This is a genomic window from Aeromonas bestiarum, assembly GCF_000819745.1.
Taxonomy (GTDB): Bacteria; Pseudomonadota; Gammaproteobacteria; order Enterobacterales; family Aeromonadaceae; genus Aeromonas; species Aeromonas bestiarum.
In genome coordinates this window covers 191,494-209,477 of sequence record NZ_CDDA01000037.1, presented here as the reverse complement: position 1 = coordinate 209,477, position 17,984 = coordinate 191,494, and the positions used below count along the sequence as shown (strand labels likewise).

General features: G+C 64.2%; 17 protein-coding genes. 9 read left to right on the top strand and 8 right to left on the bottom strand.

From position 1 onward, the window contains the following. The first annotated feature begins 27 nt into the window (after nucleotides 1-27). Nucleotides 28-363, top strand: a complete 336-nt coding sequence (locus BN1118_RS19315) for an endonuclease domain-containing protein (RefSeq protein ID WP_043557579.1) — start codon at nucleotides 28-30, stop codon at nucleotides 361-363. Between the two features lie 130 nt (nucleotides 364-493). Here BN1118_RS19315 and BN1118_RS19310 read toward each other — a convergent pair whose 3' ends face one another. Beyond that, complete coding sequence (locus BN1118_RS19310) at nucleotides 494-1,060, bottom strand: TetR/AcrR family transcriptional regulator (RefSeq protein WP_042869217.1); 567 nt, start codon at nucleotides 1,058-1,060, stop codon at nucleotides 494-496. 188 nt (nucleotides 1,061-1,248) lie between these two features. On the opposite strand from BN1118_RS19310, the gene BN1118_RS19305 reads away from it, so the two are divergent. Both BN1118_RS19305 and BN1118_RS21400 read left to right on the top strand, forming a co-directional pair. Then, nucleotides 1,249-2,286: an alkene reductase gene (locus BN1118_RS19305; RefSeq protein ID WP_043557554.1), complete on the top strand. Its 1,038-nt coding sequence runs from the start codon at nucleotides 1,249-1,251 to the stop codon at nucleotides 2,284-2,286. Between the two features lie 206 nt (nucleotides 2,287-2,492). Continuing rightward, nucleotides 2,493-3,431: a bifunctional helix-turn-helix transcriptional regulator/GNAT family N-acetyltransferase gene (locus BN1118_RS21400; protein ID WP_043557553.1), complete on the top strand. Its 939-nt coding sequence runs from the start codon at nucleotides 2,493-2,495 to the stop codon at nucleotides 3,429-3,431. A 55-nt stretch (nucleotides 3,432-3,486) separates the two neighbouring features. On the opposite strand, the gene BN1118_RS19295 is transcribed toward BN1118_RS21400, so the two are convergent. Continuing rightward, a complete protein-coding gene (locus tag BN1118_RS19295; RefSeq protein ID WP_043557552.1) occupies nucleotides 3,487-3,945 on the bottom strand; it encodes a carboxymuconolactone decarboxylase family protein in 459 nt (152 codons plus the stop codon). 92 nt (nucleotides 3,946-4,037) lie between these two features. On the opposite strand from BN1118_RS19295, the gene BN1118_RS19290 reads away from it, so the two are divergent. Next, on the top strand, nucleotides 4,038-4,502 hold the full coding sequence (locus BN1118_RS19290) for a MarR family winged helix-turn-helix transcriptional regulator (protein ID WP_244463647.1): 465 nt from the start codon (nucleotides 4,038-4,040) through the stop codon (nucleotides 4,500-4,502). Nucleotides 4,503-4,624: 122 nt separating this feature from the next. Here the strand turns inward: BN1118_RS19290 and prfC are convergent, their stop codons facing one another. Both prfC and BN1118_RS22095 read right to left on the bottom strand, forming a co-directional pair. Continuing rightward, complete coding sequence (gene prfC / locus BN1118_RS19285) at nucleotides 4,625-6,214, bottom strand: peptide chain release factor 3 (RefSeq protein WP_098980750.1); 1,590 nt, start codon at nucleotides 6,212-6,214, stop codon at nucleotides 4,625-4,627. A 298-nt stretch (nucleotides 6,215-6,512) separates the two neighbouring features. After that, on the bottom strand, nucleotides 6,513-8,375 hold the full coding sequence (locus BN1118_RS22095) for a diguanylate cyclase (RefSeq protein WP_043557578.1): 1,863 nt from the start codon (nucleotides 8,373-8,375) through the stop codon (nucleotides 6,513-6,515). 213 nt (nucleotides 8,376-8,588) lie between these two features. Here BN1118_RS22095 and BN1118_RS19275 point away from each other — a divergent pair, with 213 nt between their 5' ends. Further along, nucleotides 8,589-9,593, top strand: coding sequence for a sensor domain-containing diguanylate cyclase (locus tag BN1118_RS19275; protein WP_043557550.1), 1,005 nt, complete (start codon nucleotides 8,589-8,591; stop codon nucleotides 9,591-9,593). Between the two features lie 6 nt (nucleotides 9,594-9,599). On the opposite strand, the gene BN1118_RS19270 is transcribed toward BN1118_RS19275, so the two are convergent. After that, nucleotides 9,600-10,052, bottom strand: coding sequence for an Lrp/AsnC family transcriptional regulator (locus BN1118_RS19270; RefSeq protein WP_043135501.1), 453 nt, complete (start codon nucleotides 10,050-10,052; stop codon nucleotides 9,600-9,602). Between the two features lie 137 nt (nucleotides 10,053-10,189). On the opposite strand from BN1118_RS19270, the gene BN1118_RS19265 reads away from it, so the two are divergent. Further along, nucleotides 10,190-11,113, top strand: coding sequence for a DMT family transporter (locus tag BN1118_RS19265; protein WP_043557549.1), 924 nt, complete (start codon nucleotides 10,190-10,192; stop codon nucleotides 11,111-11,113). On the opposite strand, the gene viaA is transcribed toward BN1118_RS19265, so the two are convergent. After that, nucleotides 11,060-12,514: an ATPase RavA stimulator ViaA gene (gene viaA / locus BN1118_RS19260; RefSeq protein WP_043135542.1), complete on the bottom strand. Its 1,455-nt coding sequence runs from the start codon at nucleotides 12,512-12,514 to the stop codon at nucleotides 11,060-11,062. The genes BN1118_RS19265 and viaA overlap by 54 nt on opposite strands. Nucleotides 12,515-12,566: 52 nt before the next feature. Further along, nucleotides 12,567-14,174 carry an ATPase RavA domain-containing protein gene (locus BN1118_RS19255; protein WP_043557548.1) on the bottom strand — a complete coding sequence of 536 codons (1,608 nt, stop codon included), beginning with the start codon at nucleotides 14,172-14,174 and terminating at the stop codon, nucleotides 12,567-12,569. A gap of 237 nt (nucleotides 14,175-14,411) precedes the next feature. On the opposite strand from BN1118_RS19255, the gene BN1118_RS19250 reads away from it, so the two are divergent. After that, nucleotides 14,412-14,900 carry a hypothetical protein gene (locus tag BN1118_RS19250; protein ID WP_043557577.1) on the top strand — a complete coding sequence of 163 codons (489 nt, stop codon included), beginning with the start codon at nucleotides 14,412-14,414 and terminating at the stop codon, nucleotides 14,898-14,900. A 58-nt stretch (nucleotides 14,901-14,958) separates the two neighbouring features. Beyond that, the gene (rimI, locus tag BN1118_RS19245) at nucleotides 14,959-15,408 is read left to right on the top strand and encodes a ribosomal protein S18-alanine N-acetyltransferase (protein ID WP_043557547.1); all 450 of its coding nucleotides are present in this window, start codon (nucleotides 14,959-14,961) and stop codon (nucleotides 15,406-15,408) included. A 9-nt stretch (nucleotides 15,409-15,417) separates the two neighbouring features. On the opposite strand, the gene BN1118_RS19240 is transcribed toward rimI, so the two are convergent. After that, nucleotides 15,418-15,963, bottom strand: coding sequence for a thioredoxin domain-containing protein (locus BN1118_RS19240; protein WP_043557546.1), 546 nt, complete (start codon nucleotides 15,961-15,963; stop codon nucleotides 15,418-15,420). Between the two features lie 186 nt (nucleotides 15,964-16,149). Here BN1118_RS19240 and BN1118_RS19235 point away from each other — a divergent pair, with 186 nt between their 5' ends. Further along, entirely contained in the window at nucleotides 16,150-17,940 is a 1,791-nt protein-coding gene (locus tag BN1118_RS19235; RefSeq protein WP_043557545.1) for an AMP-dependent synthetase/ligase, read from the top strand. The last annotated feature ends 44 nt before the right edge of the window (nucleotides 17,941-17,984 follow it).

The window sequence follows — 17,984 nt, the reverse complement described above, 5'->3', positions numbered from 1 at the left end:
AGGGTCGAATACCTCTGGATAGGCACCATGAAGACCCATCCGTTTGCCAAGCACATGAGGCGAGAAGCCACCCTTGCCGAGCAGAAGCTGTGGCTGCAATTGCACGATCGCCGTCTGGCGGGAGTGAAATTTCGTCGTCAGATGCCCATCGGGCCCTACATTGTCGATTTCATCTCTCTTGAGCAAAGGCTGATCATCGAGGTAGATGGGTCGCAGCACAATGAACCGGCAGGGCAGCATCATGATGACGCAAGAACGGCCTACCTCAATGAGCAGGGCTTTCAGGTGATCAGGGTGTGGAATAACGATGTATTGAGTCGGATGGAGGCCGTACTGGGACTTCTTTTGCTCTCATTGCGCTGAGCAGAGACTGCCCCTCATCCACAACCCTTCTCCCGTGAGGGGAGAAGGGAGCAAACAACCCAGCTGCGTGTAACATCCCCAGAAACAACAGTGGCTCCCGCGGGAGCCACTGTTGTTTCTCTGCCTGTCATCATGCCCGCAGGGCCGTCATCAGCTGGGTGACGACGCCATCGAGCAGGGCGTGGTCGGGGCGACACTGGGCAAAGGTGACCAGACCCTGGATATTGATGAGCAGGAAGGCGGTCAGGGTCGGGATGTCGCGGTCGGCCATCAGCTCGCCGCGCTGCTGGGCGAGACTCAGGATCTGCGCCAGATCGGCGTCCAGCTCGGCATAGATGGCCTTGAGCCGCAGGTGCAGCTCTTCGTCCTGCTCCGCCAGCTCCATCAGGGTGCGCGTCACCAGACAGGTGCCGCACAGGGCATCGTTCACTATCTGGCTGAGGTAGGCCTGCACCCCCGCCAGCGGGCTCTGGCCGGCAAAGAAGCCACGGCGCAGCGCGCTTTTCTCCTGCACATAGTGATCGACCGCCGCCAGCAGCAGGCCACGCTTGTTGCCAAACGCAGCGTAGAGGCTGCCCGGATGCAACCCGGTCGCCGCCACCAGCTCCTGCATGGTGGTCTTGGCGTAACCCTTGGCCCGAAATGCCTCCATGGCATTTCGCAAGACGTCGTCCCGGTTGAACTCGGCGCTGCGCATGGTTTCTCCGTTGAAAAAGCGATCACCGGCGCAGAGCCGATGAGGGGGAACAAAAAGGGCGGCAAGTTTACCCCAGCGGGCAGGCAAGACCAACCCATCTTGAATGCTCGTTCAAAAAAAGACTTGCACACAAAACAAAAAACGTCTTGAATGCACGTTCAAGAATCACTCCCTCAGGACAGACGATCATGAATACCCTGTTTCAGCCCTATCGCCTCAACGACACCCTCACCCTCGCGAATCGCTTCATGATGGCACCGCTTACCCGTTGCATGGCCGGCCCGGGCCTGGTGCCTACCGAGCAGATGGCCGCCTATTACGCCCGTCGTGCCGACATCGGCCTCATCATCTCCGAAGCCACCATCATTCGTCCGGACGGCCAGGGCTATCCCAACACCCCGGGGATCTACAGCCCGGAGCAGATCGCCGGCTGGAAAAACGTCACCAGCGCCGTGCACGCCAATGGCGGCAAGATCTTCGCCCAGCTGTGGCACGTGGGTCGCCTCTCCCACCCCTTCTTCCACCATGGCGAGGTGCTGGCACCGTCTGCCGTCGCCCATGAAGGCACGGTACCGCGCATGCGCGAGCTGGTCTATCAGGTGCCGCGCGCCCTGACCGAGAGCGAAATCGCCCAGCTGGCTGAGGATTACGCCCAGGCCGCCGCCAACGCCATCGAAGCGGGCTTTGACGGGGTGGAGATCCACGGCGCCAACGGCTACCTCATCGATCAGTTCCTGCACCATTCGAGCAACCTGCGCAGCGATCAGTACGGTGGCAGCCCGGAGAACATGAGCCGCTTCGCACTGGAAGTGGTGGATGCGGTCAACGCCCGCATCGGATCCGAGCGGGTTGGCCTGCGCCTCTCCCCCGGCGCCTATGTGCACCTTGAGGGTGACCAGCGGGATCGCGCCGTGTTCGACCATCTGCTGAGCGAACTGAACCGGCGCGCCCTGGCCTATGTGCATCTGGGCATCTTCGATGACAGCCTCACCTTCGACTATCTGGATGGCCGTGCCTCCGACTACCTGCGCGCCCACTACGACGGTCATCTGGTGGGGGTGGGCAACTACAGCGCCGACACAGCGCTGGATGCCATCAAGGCCAACCGCTTCGACCTCGTCGCCATCGGCCGCCCGCTGATCGCCAACCCGGATTACATCGCCAGGGTGCAGAAGGGCGAGACGCTGGTTCCCTATGCCGACGCCATGCTGGCCGAGCTGGTGTAAGCACGCCGGTTCATGACCGACCAAGGATGGGATCCGCGCTTCCGGGCGCGGGTTTCCAATGTTTGGGCCCCTTACGGGCCCTTTTTTTATGTCCATCTTCTCCTTGCCCGCCTCCTGCTCCACCACTCAAGCCCCATAAAAAGGTTGCTAGTGACAACTTGTTGACTATATTGGTTGTTGACGACAACCAAATAGGAAGCCCTGATATGGATCCCCGTCCCCTGCGCGCCCTGTCGCGCGATCTGGTTCGCGAACTCGGCATGCTCTCCCAGCAGTGCGGCGAACTGGCGCTCACCCCGCTAGAAGCCCATCTGCTGATCGAGCTGGAGAACGGCCCCGCCACCAACCAGCAGCTGGCAGAGCGGCTGCGCATCGACAAATCCAACGCCAGCCGTCCGCTGGCGCGGCTCGCCGAGCGCGAGCTCATCAGCTGGCACCCCCATCCGTCCGATGGCCGCAGCAAGGAGGCGCGCCTCACCATCGCCGGCCAGGCCCAGCTGCTGGATCTGCATCAGGAGATGGACAACGCCATGGAAGAGACCCTGGCCCAGCTCACCCTGAGCGAGCGCGAGCAGCTGTGGGCCGGCCTGCGTCTCTACCGCAGCGCCCTCTCCCGCGCCCGCCGTCAGCAGGGCTACCGCATCCGTCCCATCACAGCCGCCGACAACCCCCATATCGCCGCCGTGGTGCGCGCCGTCTCCGCCGAATATGGCCTCACCGCCGACAAGGGCTATGGCGTGGCCGACCCCAACCTGGATCGGCTGCACGAGACCTACCAAGGGGAGAAGAGCCGCTACTGGGTGATCGAGGGACCCGATGGCACCATCCTCGGTGGCGGTGGCATAGCGCCGCTGGCGGGGGAAGAGGATCGGGTCTGCGAGCTGCAGAAGATGTACTTCATGCCCTCCCTGCGCGGGCTGGGACTGGGGCGGAGACTCGTGTTGCAGGCGCTGGACGAGGCGAGAATCCTGGGTTACCAGCGCTGCTATCTGGAAACCACCGAGGTGTTGCGCGAGGCGACCACGCTCTACGAGTCGCTGGGTTTCGAGCACCTGCCGGGGCCGCTCGGCTGCACCGGCCACGATGCCTGCGAGATCTGCATGGTGCTGGCGCTTGGCACCGGCGATGGCCAGACGCTCGCCTGAGGCATGGGGTCGAGGATGAGAAAAGGGCGGCACTGGTGCCGCCCTTTTCTTCTGCTTAAAGCTGAGCGGCGGGCGGTACGAAGCGCAGCGCCACCCCGAGCCGGTTCCAGCTGTTGATGGTGGCAACCGTCACCGACAGCTGCACTATCTCGGCTTCGCTGAAGTGCTCGCGCAGCTCCCCATAGAGCGCATCGGGCACCCCGGCCTCGGGCAAACGGGTCAGGCACTCGGTCCAGGCCAGGGCCGCCCGCTCAGGCGCTGTGAAGACGGTGGCATCGCGCCAGGCAGCTAGCTGATCCAGCCTGGCCTGCCCCACCCCGCTGCGACGGGCGATGTTGAGATGATATTGCAGGCAGAAGCTGCAGCCGTTGAGCTGGGAGGCGCGCAGCTTCATCAGCTCGCTCAGCTCCTTGTCGAGGCCGGCGTCGTCCACCGCCTTGCCGGCGGCGATCAGGGCATCGTGGGCTGCCGGCAGCAGCTGGCGAAAGTGGGGGTAATCGATGCGGGTGCTCATTCTGGTGTTCTCCTTCGTCATGGCTTAATATCAGGACACGAACAACATATCAGCACCCTGACATGATAGACAAGCCCCCTGTTGAGACTGGATTGAAACCAGAGACTCCCGCCCCCGGCGAAGGCAAGCGTGGCGAGGCGGGCCACCTCGGCTACCTGCTGCGCCAGGCCGCCGCCGCCCAGCGCCTGCGCATGGAGCGGGCACTGGCGGACTTGCCCGTCACGGCCCCCCAGTTTGCCCTGCTGACCATGCTGGATGCCTACCCCGGCGGCTCCAACGCCGAGCTGGCCCGGCTGACCCTGCTCACCCCCCAGACGATAAGCCCCATGGTGACCAGCCTGGAGCGCAGCGGCCTGCTGGCCCGCACCCCTCACGCGGTTCATGGCCGTATCCAGCAGCTCAGCCTCAGTCCCGCCGGGGCTGAACTGCTGGCGCAGGCCAAGGCCAGGGTCGCCCTGCTGGAGCTGGCGCTGGCGGCCCCCCTCGATGAAACCGAGCTGCGGCTGGTCAAACGCTGGCTGGCGAGCCTCGCCAGCGGCATGGAGGACGAGGCCTGACGCCATCCAGGCCGGTCTCCAGCTGGCCCTTCCCCCCATCAGATCCTTGATCGCCATGCAAAAAAAGACCCCGCCTGGGCGGGGTCTTCTTTTATCTTGTCAGCCTATCGGGCAAGCGCTTATCAGTGCTCGCGAGTCTGACGGAAGTGAACGTCCGGGTGACGCTCCTGAGACAGACGCAGGTTGACCATGGTCGGGGCTATGTAGGTGAGGTTGTCACCGCCATCCAGCGCCAGGTTCAACTCGTTCTTGCGCTTGAACTCCTCGAACTTCTTGACGTCGGTCCCTTCCACCCAGCGGGCGGTGGAGACGTTGACCGCCTCGTACAGGGCCTCGACGTTGTATTCGCTCTTCAGACGCGAAACCACAACATCGAACTGCAGCACACCGACGGCGCCGACGATGAGATCGTTGCTGATGAGCGGACGGAACACCTGCACGGCGCCCTCTTCGGAGAGCTGCACCAGCCCCTTGAGCAGCTGCTTCTGCTTGAGCGGATCGCGCAGGCGGATGCGGCGGAACAGCTCGGGGGCAAAGTTCGGGATGCCGGTGAACTTGAGATCCTCACCCTGGGTAAAGGTGTCGCCTATCTGTATGGTGCCGTGGTTGTGCAGACCTATGATATCGCCCGCGACGGCCTCGATCGCCTGCTCCCGGTCACCGGCCATGAAGGTGACGGCGTCTGAGATGTTGACGTCCTTGCCGATGCGCACGTGGCGCATCTTCATGCCCTTGGAGTAGGTGCCGGACACCACGCGCATGAAGGCGATACGGTCGCGGTGTTTCGGATCCATGTTCGCCTGGATCTTGAACACGAAGCCGGAGAATTTCTCCTCGGTCGCCTCGACCAGACGGCTCTCGGCCTTGCGCGGCATGGGCGCAGGCGCCCAGTCGGTCAGGCCATCCAGCATATGGTCGACGCCGAAGTTGCCGAGCGCGGTACCGAAGAAGACCGGGGTCATCTCGCCGGCGATGAAGGCCTCGTGATCGAACTCGGGGGAGGCACCTTGCACCAGCTCCAGTTCACCGCGCAGCTGGGCCGCCAGATCCTCGCCGATGGCGGCGTCCAGATCCGGGTTGTGCAGGCCCTTGACCACCCGCTTCTCCTGGATGGTGTGGCCCTGACCTGTCTGGTACAGATAGACCTCATCCTTGTAGAGGTGATAGACACCCTTGAAGGACTTGCCGCAGCCGATGGGCCAGGTGATGGGGGCGCACATGATCTTCAGCTCGCGCTCCACCTCGTCCATCACTTCCATGGGATCGCGCACTTCGCGGTCCAGCTTGTTCATGAAGGTGAGTATGGGGGTGTCCCGCAGACGGGTGACTTCCATCAGCTTGCGGGTTCTGTCTTCAACACCCTTGGCGGCATCGATGACCATCAGGCAACAGTCGACCGCGGTGAGGGTACGGTAGGTATCTTCGGAGAAGTCCTCGTGACCCGGGGTATCGAGCAGGTTGACCAGGCAGTTGGCATAGGGGAACTGCATCACAGAGGTGGTGATGGAGATACCGCGCTGCTTCTCCATCTCCATCCAGTCGGATTTGGCATGCTGGCCTGAGCCACGGCCCTTGACGGTACCGGCGCGCTGAATGGCCTGTCCGAACAGCAGGACTTTTTCGGTGATGGTGGTTTTACCCGCATCCGGGTGCGAGATGATCGCAAAAGTGCGTCTCTTGGAGACTTCACTCAGAAATTCAGCTGACATAATTCAACGTTCTTCTATTGAGCGATGGCCTTGGCCACCGTGGGAATAAATCCGGGATGCCGCATTCGACTCACGGCACATTTGCATGTATGCGGCCTCGGGTCCGCCGGCATACACAGGACTGCATGCAACTAACGCCACACGGGCCGGCACCGAGGCCAACCGGGTGGGACAGGGGAAACGGGTTGCATTACATGGGTCTTCTCGCCTGAGTCAAAGCAAAATTGCGCGACATTATACCCGCGCGAGTGAAAAATACCCAGCCCGGCTTAGGGCCGTTCGCGAAGGGCGCCGGAGCGCCCTACTCGGACCGCATCACCCGATTGCGGCCGGCCTGTTTGGCCCTGTACATGGCTTCGTCGGCTCGCTGGATCAGATCCCCCAGGCTGTCGTCGAGAGGGCTGTATTGGGCACAGCCTATGCTGACGTGCACCGGATGCCCCTCCGGCATCCCCTCGATGTGCAGCTGGGAGACCCGATGGCGGATCCGCTCCGCCACCTCGACCGCCTCCGCCATGCAGGTGTCGGGCAACAGCACCAGAAACTCCTCGCCGCCGTTGCGCCCCACCCTGTCCAGGGTGCGCAGCTGGGCGGCTATGCTCCTGGCGACGGCCGCCAGCACCTGATCCCCCATGTGGTGGCCCAGCCTGTCGTTGACCTGCTTGAAGTGGTCTATGTCCAGGATCAGCACGCACAGGGACTTGCCCTGCTCCCTCGCCTGCTTGAACCAGGCCTGCCCCTGGGCCTGGATCTGGCGGCGGTTGTGGATGCCGGTGAGGTCATCTGTCATGGCGAGCCGGCGCAGCTTGCGGGAGCGGTTGAACTGGTACAGCGCCAGCATGCCCATCACCACCAGCAGCAGGATCACCACCACGTATTGCCATTGCCGCCGCTCCTGCAACTGCTTGAGCTTGGCCTCCTGCAACAGTTGCTTGGTCTTGAGGGCCTGGTTCTCCAGCTCCTTGCGGGCCAGATCGAACTCGAAGCGCATCTGCAGGGAGCGCTGCTCCCTGAGCACCAGTTCGAGGGCGTGCCGGGTCTGCACGTACAGCTTGAGGCTGGCCAGGGCCGCATTGACCTGGCCCTGCTGTTCGAGAATGCGGGCCCGCACCTCGTAGACCCGTGCCAGGAAGCGCTGGTTCTTCTCCCTGGCAAATATGGGTTCGGCGTGCGTCAGGTAGTAGAGTGCCTTGGTCGGATGGCCCAGCGCGTCCTCCGCCATGCCCATCACCAGTTGCCAGTGGGCCAGGGTCACACTGTCGACATCCTCGCGGCTGCGCAGTATGACATCGGCCTGCTGCAGTCTGGCCATGGCCTCGGCCACCTTGCCCTGGTTGATCAGGATGGTGGCCATTTCGATCTGGATCCAGGCCAGCAAGCCCTCCTTGTGTTGCGAACGATAGAGCTGCTCGGCCTGCGCCATCAGCGGCAGGGCGCGGTTGAACTCCCCCATCTCGGCATAGAGCAGCCCCTGCTGGGAGCGAATGTCCACCAGCCGCTCCTGATCCCCCAGGGTGCTGTAGTCGCGCTCCAGCTCCTGAAAGTAGCCTTCGGCCCGTGCATAGAGCCCCATGCGCCGGTAGGCGTTGGCGATCTGGGACAACACCTCCCGCGCCTTGCCATCCTGCCCCAGCGCCTCGAAGCGCTTGTGTGCCTCGATGAGCTCCATCAGCCCCTCGGCCAGCTCCCCCTGATAGGCTTTCATGTCGCCACGGTAGCTGAGGATGTCGGCCTCCTGCACCCTATCCCCCAGCCTGCGCGCCAGCGCCAGCGCCTGCTCGTAATCGGCCCCGGCCTGCTCCATCTTGCCCAGCATCTGCTGGTGAAAACCGCGACAGGTGAGCAGGCCGCTCTCGGTGATCCTGTCCTTGCGCTCACGGGCAAGGGCCAGCTCCTGGTCGGCAAAGGCCACCACGGCCCGATATTCGCTGTCCCGCTCGGCTGACATGGCCCAGCACTGCAGCCGGACTATGCGGCCCTGCACCTCGGGCGGGTAAGCGGCGCGGCTCGCCACCAGGGCGGCGATGCGCAAGCGGAACATGCGGTCTGGCTGGAATCCCTCCTCCAGCAGTTTCAACTCTCGGGACAGTTGCGGCTCGACGAGCGGCACCCTGGCCGCCCACGCGGGGGCGCCACACAGGCTGGTCAGCAGGATCAAGGTCATGATGCGTTTCATGCCGGTTCGGTTTCCCCATTCGATGGTGCTGGCACTCGGATGCCCCATCATATCTCTCCTTGCCCATGGGCACAGCAACCAGAGTGAGGGAGATAAAAACCACAGGTTCAGGCTGGCCCTCACACTGGCGATCTCATCCCCTTTACAGGAGGAAAATCAGCATCGACTATAGCGACATTCACCACAGGGAAGAGTGCCTTCATGACACACGAGGAGCTGCAGGCCGCCTATGACAGGCTGCTGCAGGAGAATGAGCGGCTGAAGCGGGTGGCCGAGGATGCACGGGAGAAGCTGGAGGCCGCCATGGACGGCACAGGCCTGTGCATCTGGCAGAATCACGTCCCCACCGGCAAACTCATCATCTTCAACCGGCGCTGGGGCGCCATGCTCGGCTACCAGCCCAAGGAGCTGTCGGCCCACTTTGATGTGTGGCGTGAACACCTGCATCCGGAAGACAGGGAGCGGGTGTTGCAGGCCTTCTTCGATCACCTGAGCGGCAAGAGCCCGTTTTATCAGGCGATGCACCGCATGATCGCCAAGGATGGCAAGATAACCTGGGTGCTGGATCGGGGCCGGGTGGTGGAGTGGGATGAAGAGGGCAAGCCGCTGCGGGTGATGGGCACCCACATCGACATCACCCACGAGAAGGAGTACGAGCAGCAGCTGGCCCAGCTGGCCCACCGGGACCCCCTCACGGGCCTGCTCAACCGCACAGCGCTGCAACGCCAGTTCCCGCAGACGTTCGAGGCCATCTGCTTCATCGATCTCGACGACTTCAAGCAGGTCAACGACAACCTGGGCCACAGGGCCGGGGACGAGCTGCTGATTGCCCTCACCCGGCGACTCAAGGCCTGCTGCGAGGAGGGGGTCAGGATCGGCCGCCTCGGCGGCGACGAGTTCGTGTTGCTGCTGCCCTGGCAGAGCGAGGATCCCCGCACCAGCCACCTGGCCCGCCGCTGCATAGATGCCATCTCGACCCCGTTCGAGCTGCCCAACGGCGACGCCGCCGTGGGGCTGAGCATGGGGATAGCGGCGATCCGGCCACAGGATGACTTCAGCACGGCGCTGGCCCGGGCCGATCAGGCCATGTACAGGGTCAAGCGCAGCGGCAAGCGGGGCTTTTACGTCTCCCAGCCGAGCGGTCAGCCGCTGCTGGATCAGGAGCAGGTGAACGAGCGCGGGCTCGGCCACCAGCCCTGTACCTGAATCTGGTCAAATGGGCAGCGGCCCCATCACCTTGACCGCGCGAATGGCGAAGTGGCTGCTGATGTCGTTGACCATGTCCTGGGACTGCAACCGCCGGATCCACTGCTCGTAGGCGGGCAGGTCGGGCACCACCACCTCCAGCAGGTAGTCGTAGTTGCCGGAGACTGTGTGACAGCTGATCACCTCCGCCATGGCCGCCACCGCCTGCTCGAAGGCCTCCACCAGCGGCTCCCTGTGCTGGCTGAGCCGCACGTTGACGAAGATGGTGATGCCAAGGCCGAGCTTCTCCCGCGCCAGCACGGCGCGATACCCCCGTATGTGGCCCTCCCCCTCCAGCCGCTTCAGACGCCGGGCACAAGGGGAGGCAGACAAGCCGACCCGCTCTGCCAGCTCCACGGTCGTTAGGCGCCCATCCTGTTGCAGCAAGCGCAGCAGATGTAAATCAATCCTGTCGAGCATCTTGGTGATATCCGGTAAAAATCCCTTTTGGATTGGCTGAAACTAGCAATTACACCCGAATTTCTCAAACAGTTTGCCCTGCAACACCCGCCCCCCTGGCGAGATAATGACCCGGGACACGCCATGGAGGGAGCCCGATGTCATTCACACTGTCACCCCGTTGCAGCGGCTGGGCCGCCGCCCTCGCCACCGTGCTGCTCTGGTCCGGTTTCTTTCTCTCCCTGCGCCTCGGCGCCGAGGAAAAACTCCCGCCACAGGCGCTGGCGCTGCTGCGCTTTGGCATCCCGGCCCTGCTACTGCTCCCCTATTACTGGCGTCACCGCATCCGCCTGCGCCGCACACCCCTGCGCTGGCAGCTGGCCATGCTGGCGGGGGCCGGCCTGCCCTTCTTCTGGCTCGGCGCCACCGGCATGCAGCTGGCCCCTGTGGCCCAGGGCAGCGCCCTGATCCCGGGCACAGTGCCTCTCATGGTCAGCCTGCTGAGCCTGCTGCTGTGGCGCGCCCCCTGCCCCGCGCAGCGGCGCTGGGGGCTCGCCCTCATAGCGCTGGCCACCGCTACCCTGTTGCTGGGCGGAAAGCCGGGATTGTGGCAGGGACAAGTCTGCTTTCTGGGGGCGGCCCTGCTGTGGGCCCTGTTTACCCTGGCGGTCAGACGCAGCGGACTGGCGGCGCTGGATGCGGCCGCGCTGGTGGCGGTGCCGTCGGCCCTGTTGCTGCTGCCAACGCTCCTGTGGAGCCCCTTGCCCGCAGTGAGTCATGCCAGCGTCTGGCTATGGCAGGGCTTGCTGCAAGGGATAGGCGCCGGCCTGCTGGCGGCGCTCTGTTACGCCCACGCCATCCGCACCCTGGGCGCCGAGATCAGTTCGGCGCTGGGCTCGCTCACGCCCGTGATGGCAGCCATGCTGGCCTGGTGGCTACTGGGAGAAGCCGTCACGCCGCCGGTGTGGCTGGCGCTTGGCCTCTTGTGTGTCGGGGTTGTGCTGGCCAGTCTGCCGGCACGGCGCGTTTCAACTGCGCTGCCAGCGGCGCAACAGGCGACCGCGCAGGCCGCAGTCGAGTAGCCAGCTGTTGTCGAACACCCGCAGCAGCGCCGGCTTGGCGTGGCGGGACATGGCGACGGCGTGGAAGCGGGTCTGCTGCTTGCGCTGGCGGTTCATCCGATCCAGCAGGGCGTGGGGCAGGCTCTGGGCGATGAAGTCGGAAACCACCAGCACGTCGGCCCTGGCGAAGGCGGGATCATCGAGCTTGATCAACGCCTTCTCGAGGCAGGGCACCAGATCGGTGCCGCCGTGAAAACTCATGGAGAGGAAGCGCTCCGCCTTGTCCAGACCCGTGTCTGCGGTGATCTCCAGGGTCGCCACCTCGGTAGAAAACAGCATCAGATAGCAGCCCCGCTTCTCGTCCATCGCCACCTTTAGCAACGCCAGAAACAGCGCCTTGGCGCACTCCTCCGGATAACCGCCCATGGAGCCCGAGGTATCGATGCAGACGATGAAAGGGCCCCGCTGCTGCAGCTGATGGCCCCCCAGCTCGGGGGTGCGCAGCAGGAGGCGCTGGCGCGGCAAGGTGCCCCGCGACTGGTAGCTGAGCAGGCGCCGCTCCAGATAGCGGCGATAGAACTCCAGCTCCAGCTCGGGCAGGGCCAGCATCACGGCCTCGCTCGGCAACAGCCGCATCAGATCGCTGGCGGGGTGTATGCCCACCAGATCGTCCGGCACGTCGTCGGTCTGCACCTCTTCCAGCTCGTGTACCTGCACCGGCGGCACCGGGGACTCGTTGGCCCGGTTGTCCTGCTCGCTGCGCCCCAGCAGGTTGGCTATCTCGGCCAGCAGGGGTTCGCGCTGCAGCATGCGGGCGTACTGCTTGATCAGCACCAGGCTGCGCTTGTGCCAACTGCCCTGGGCCAGATCCCAGAGGCCGCCCGCCGAGATCTGGTTCGGATCCAGCGCATCGGCCAGGGTGCGGCTCGCCAGCAGCTGATCTTCTATCTCCTGGCGCTGCTTCTCCCGCTCCGCCTCGGCGATCTGCTGCTGCAGCTGCAGCAGGCTGCCCACCAGGCTGGTGCGCCACTTCTCCATCAGCAACAGCCGCTGACTGTCGGTGGGGTGGGCCATGATCTGGCGCACCAGGCTGCGCGCCTCGCCGGCGAAGGGGCTGAACTGTTCCAGCCCGTCCAGCAGGGTCGGCAGGCGCCCCATCAACTCGGCCAGCGGCAGGCCCTTGTGCGCCTGATACAAGCGGTACTCCTGCTCCAGCGCCACCGGCACCGGCTTGTGGCGCATCTCCTCGCCGAGCTGCTCGCTCCAGCGCCGGATACGCTTTTGCAGCAGCTTGCCCTGCAGCGGGGAGCGCTTGATGAACTCGGAGATCTTGGGCGCCGAGGCGAGCAGCAGCGCCATCTCCCCCGCCAGCTCCCCCTCGCCGATGAGCAGCCCCAAGTCCATCATGCCGATCTCAAGCATGGCGACCTCCGCCGACATGGCTCATGGCTACCCCACTCACGCTCCCCATGGCTCAGGCGTCCAGCTTTGGCAGACGATCGTGCCAGTGGCTGATGTCGCTGCGCAGCTGCTCCAGATCCCGGTTCAGCACGAAGAAGCTGTCTTCCACCTGCTGCAGCCAGTGACGGCCGATGAAGAGGTGCTGCTGATGGCGCTCGAACAGGCCGCGCTGACGCTTGAGCTCCTGTTGCAGCAGGCCGCTCTCGGCCAGCAGTCCGGTGAGCGCCGCCTGCCAGGGGGCTATCACCACCTCGGGGATGGCCGTGCGCTCCACCAGCACCAGGGGGATCTGCTGGCGTTGCAGGTCCAGCACCTGCAGCCGCAGCTCGTCGTCCAGCACCAGCTCGTAGTGCCCCTCCTTGGGGTTGCCGAGCGGCCAGCCCACCAGCGCCTCGCCGGTGGGGTGCCAGTGCGACAGCAGGGTGCGATCGAACACCAGAGTCTCGATCAGCCGCTCCGGATCATCGCCATCCAGCGCCGCCGGGGTGAGCAGGTTGAAGTGCACCAGCTTGCCAAACGGACGGGCATTGGCCAGCGGGATCTGGATGCCGCGGGCGCGGCGTCCGAACCACTGCTGGCGCTGCTTCGCCTTGCAGCACAGGCGCTGGGCCACAGCGCTCCTGAGCTGCTTGAACTGATCCCGCAGCCCCATCAGCTGGCGGGTCATGGCCAGTTGCTGGTAGCCGTAGAGGCGGGAAAATTCGGTCATCATTTCCAGCAGGGCGGTGCGGGAGGCATCGTCGTGCCAGAGGCAATCCTTGAACAGCAGCAGATCCAGGGGGGCCACCTCGTCGCGGCCGTTGAAGAAGGCGCTCGCCTTGATGAGCCTGACCGCCTTCTTCCAGCGCCGATCCGACACGTAGCAGCTGTGGGCCAGCTGGCTGTCGAGCTGCTGGCGCAGCTGATAGATGAGCTCGAAGCAGTCGTCGGGCAGCCGCACCTGGTCGATCTGCACCTGCCAGGCCTCATACTCTTCGCTGTGGATCTGCACCGAGGGCGGCAGGTTCTGATGGGACTGGCCGTCGCTCGCCAGCATGGCCTGGAAGTTGGCCTTCTCCTGCACCCTGTCCATCCAGATCCGCACCAGCATGCGATCGTAAAGCGCCTCCAGCCCGCTGTCCGGCGCCGGCAGCTCGTTGGAGGCGGTCACCAGCAGCCGCATGGGGATGGGGTGCTGGCTGTCGCCGTTGCGAAACTGTCGCTCGTTGATGGCGGTGAGCAGGGTGTTGAGGATGGCGGGGCCCGCCTTCCAGATCTCGTCGAGGAACACCACCTCGGCCTCCGGCAGGTAGCCCGTGGTGAGCCGCAGGTACTTGCCATCCTCCTTCAGCGCCTGAATGGAGAGGGGGCCGAACACCTCCTCCGGCGTGCTGAAGCGGGTCATCAGGTACTCGAAGTGCCGCGCCTCATGGAAGGCCAGCTTGAGGCGGCGGGCGATCAGGCTCTTGGCGATGCCGGGCGGGCCCAGCAGGAAGACGCTCTCACCGCTGAGGGCGGCCAGCAGACCGAGCCGCAGGGCATCCTGGCGCTCATACAATCCCTCGCCGAGGGCCGACAGCAGGCGTGGCAAGCGTTCATGAATGGGGGCAAGGCGAAGATTCTGTGATGCTAAAGGTGGCATAAGCGCACTTCCGATACTGGGGTTGTCTGGAACCGGCACACCCGCGACTCGGTCGAATGTTCCCTGTTCTGCTTATTGTATTGTGTCGAGGCCACCTGCGGGAAAAACCGGCGGGCGCATGGGCGCTGGGCCACCACTCCTGGCTAAAACATACCGCAAAAGATGCAGCAAAACGCGTTCGAGTGTACCCTGCGCAGAGCTTTTTTCACCAATGCAGATCAAGACAGAGCCACAGCCATGCAAGATCCCGAGCGTCAGAGCACCCATCAGGCGCCATCCCTTGAGCAAAGCGGCCTCACGCCCGACCTGATGCGTCAAACCCTGTTGGCCCGCATGGGCATACAGAGCTGGCAACTGCGCCGCCCGACCCTGCTGGGGGCCCATGCCGCCCCAGGCGACCAGGAGGCCGCCGAGCCAGCCCCTGCTCGGGATCTGCCCTCCGTCGAACTGGCCCAGCCTGAACTCGACACGCCGCCGGCCGGCAAGCTCTGGATCCTGGCCCCTCGCCTGCCCGCCCCGACCCTGCTGGCGGATCTGTGCCAGCTGCTCGGCATAGGCGTCGACGAGGTGACGCTGCTGACCACGCTGCCCGCCGGGCACAAGCCCCCCCAGCTCTGGCTGGAACGGGCCGACCCCGCCTGGCCCGATGCGCTGGTCTGCCCGCTCACGCCGACACCGGCCCAGAAACGGGCGCTGTGGCAGCAACTCAGATCGCGCCTCGGTTAAGCGATCGTGTTGCCCGGATCTGCCCCCTTTCCTTCCGCCGCCCCGACCCGGAGCCACCATGCCTGAGTTTCGTCCACTGCTCGAGACAGATTTCGAGCTGATTTACCCCATTGAACAGGCCGCCCACAAGGAGCCCTGGAGCCAGGCCAACCTGATCTCCTGCTTCGGGCCACGCTATCTCAATGGCTTGATGCTGCTGGATGGCCGCCCCGCCGGTTTCTACATCTCGGATCTGGTGGCGGGCGACAGCTCGCTGATGAACATCTGCGTGCACCCCGACTGTCAGGGCAAGGGGCTGGGACGGGCGCTGCTGAAGGAATATCTGACGCGCAGCAAGGCGAAGGGGGCCGAGGCCTGGTTCCTGGAGGTGCGCGACAGCAACAAGACAGCCATCGGTCTCTACGAGAGCGAGGGATTTGCCGAGTATTGCCGCCGGGCCGACTACTATGGCACAGGCCAGGATCGGGAAGACGCCGTGCTCATGTCCCGCCTGTTCGATTTCGGCTAGACCGCCGCCCTACAGCAGCGGCGCATTGTCGAGAGCCGGATCCTGCAGGCTCTGGGTGGTGTGCAGTACGGCTTCAAAGCCGGCCGCCGACAACGGCATGAAGAAGCCGCGCCGCCAGGTGACGCCCGGCATCCAGATCTGCTGCAGGTCCACCACTATCTTGATGGGCTTTAGCGGTTCCCCCGGCTGCTGCACATAGATGCCGGGCGGGGTCGCCACCTGCGGGAAGCGGCGCAGTATGTGCTCGCTGCCATCCCCCGCATCCGGGTTGAGCCGCACCTTGACCAGCCTGGCCAGCACGGGCGCCATCTCCTGTGACTGCCACAATGTGGCGTCCAGCACCTTGCAGCGTCGGCACTTGGCGCGCTCGATCACATAGAGCAGCGGATAGCCCTTGTGCAGTGCCAGCTGCTGCGCCTTGGCGTACCCATCGGCGCCGATGAGCCAGGGGTTGTCTTGCTCGCTGGCCATATCCCCCAGCGCAAACCAGAGCCCGCCAGCCCCGGCCAACAACAGCAATGCCCCTGTGACCATCCCCTTGATCCCGATACTCATTGTTCACCCTCCCTGAATGGCTCCTCTTGGTCATCGACCATCATGCCCCAAGCTTGCCCAGATTGCTGACTTTGTGATCCAAGACAAACAGCGCACACTTGTAAGCTGTAATCTTAGAGTTTAAACTCCAGCGCGATTTTTAGTGCCCCTGCGGGCGTACAACTGTTACTTGAGGATGTTTGACTGATGCCGAAACTCCATCTGGTTCGACTGATGCGTGAACGTATCGCCCGGCTTGGCAACAAGGCCGCCCTGCGCGTACAACAGGATGGCCAGTGGCGTGCCATCGGCTGGCGTACCCTGGGACAGGCCATGGACTACTGCGCCCAGGCGCTGATCCGCGCCGGCCACCAGCCCACCGAAATGGTCGGCCTCTACGCCCGCAACATGCCGGAGTGGACCCAGGCCGATCTCGGTATCCTCGCCGCCCGCGGTGTCAGCGTGCCCATCTACCCCACCAGCACCCTTGAGCAACTGCGCTATATAGTGCGCGATGCCAACATAGGCCTGCTGTTCGTCGGTGAACAGGCCCAGTTCGATCAGGCACTCACGCTGTTGAAGGATGGCGAGATCCGCCAGATAGTCGCCCTCGATGGCAAGGTCAACCTGCGTGACTGCCCGGCGGCCAGCCACTTCCAGGCCTTTCTGGTCTCCGGCAACCATCAGGCCAGCGAGCAGGAGTTGCGGGTACGGGAAACCCAGTACCGGATGGACGACCTGCTGACCCTGATCTACACCTCCGGCACCACGGGTGAACCCAAGGGGGTCATGCTCGATTTTGCCAACATCGCCGCCTGCTTCGAGATGCACAACAGCCGCCTCGATCTGAACGAGCAGGATGTGTCGCTGTGCATGCTGCCGCTCAGCCACGTGTTCGAGCGCGCCTGGACCTACTATGTGCTCTACTGCGGCGCCGAAAACGTCTATATCCGCGATCCGCAGAAGGTGATGGATGTCATCGGCGAGGTGCAGCCGACCGTGATGTGCGCCGTGCCGCGCCTCTACGAGAAGGCCTACGCCATGATCCAGGCCAAGGTGGCTCAGGCGCCACGCCTGCGCCGTGCCCTGTTTGGCTGGGCCACCGGCGTCGGCAAGCAGCTGGTCGCCAGCCGTCAGGCCGGCAAGGCGACCTCGCCGCTGCTCTACGCCCAGCTCTGGCTGGCGGAGCGACTGGTGTTTCGCAAGCTGCGCGCCCGCTTCGGTGGTCGCACTCGCTTTCTGCCGGTGGCGGGTGCCCGCCTCGCCGACGACGTGAACTTCTTCTTCCAGGCCATGGGGCTCAACCTCAAGTACGGCTACGGCATGACAGAAACCACGGCCACCGTCTGCTGCTACGAGGACCACCAGTTCAAGCTGGGCTCCATCGGCACGGCCCTCAGCGGCATAGAAGTGAAGCTGGGTGAGAGCAACGAGCTGCTGGTGCGCTCCCCGACCGTGATGCGCGGCTACTACAACAAGCCAGACGCCACCGCCGAGGTGATGACCGAAGACGGCTTCCTGCGCACCGGCGATGCGGGCGAGCTCGACGGCGACGGCAACATCTACTTCACCGAGCGCCTCAAGGAGCTGATGAAGACCTCCAACGGCAAGTACGTGGCACCGCAACTGGTGGAAGGGACCATAGGCAAGGATCGCTTCATCGAGCAGATCGCCATCGTCGCCGATGCCCGCCACTTCGTGTCGGCGCTGATCGTGCCCTGCTTCGAGTCGCTGGAGGAGTACGCCCGCTCCATCAACCTGCAATACCAGTGCAAGACCGAGCTGCTGCGCAACTCCCGGGTGATGGAGTTCTTCGATGCCCGCATCCAGGATCTGCAAAAGGAGCTGGCCAAGTTCGAGCAGGTGAAGAAGTTCACCCTGCTGCCGAGCGCCTTCTCCATGGAGCTGGGGGAGATCACCCCCACCATGAAGCTGCGCCGCAAGATCATCGAATCCAAGTACCAGAACGAGATCGAGGCCATGTACAACCACGTCTAAGACCGCTCGGGTTCAGGGAAATAAAAAAGCCGCTTCAAGAGCGG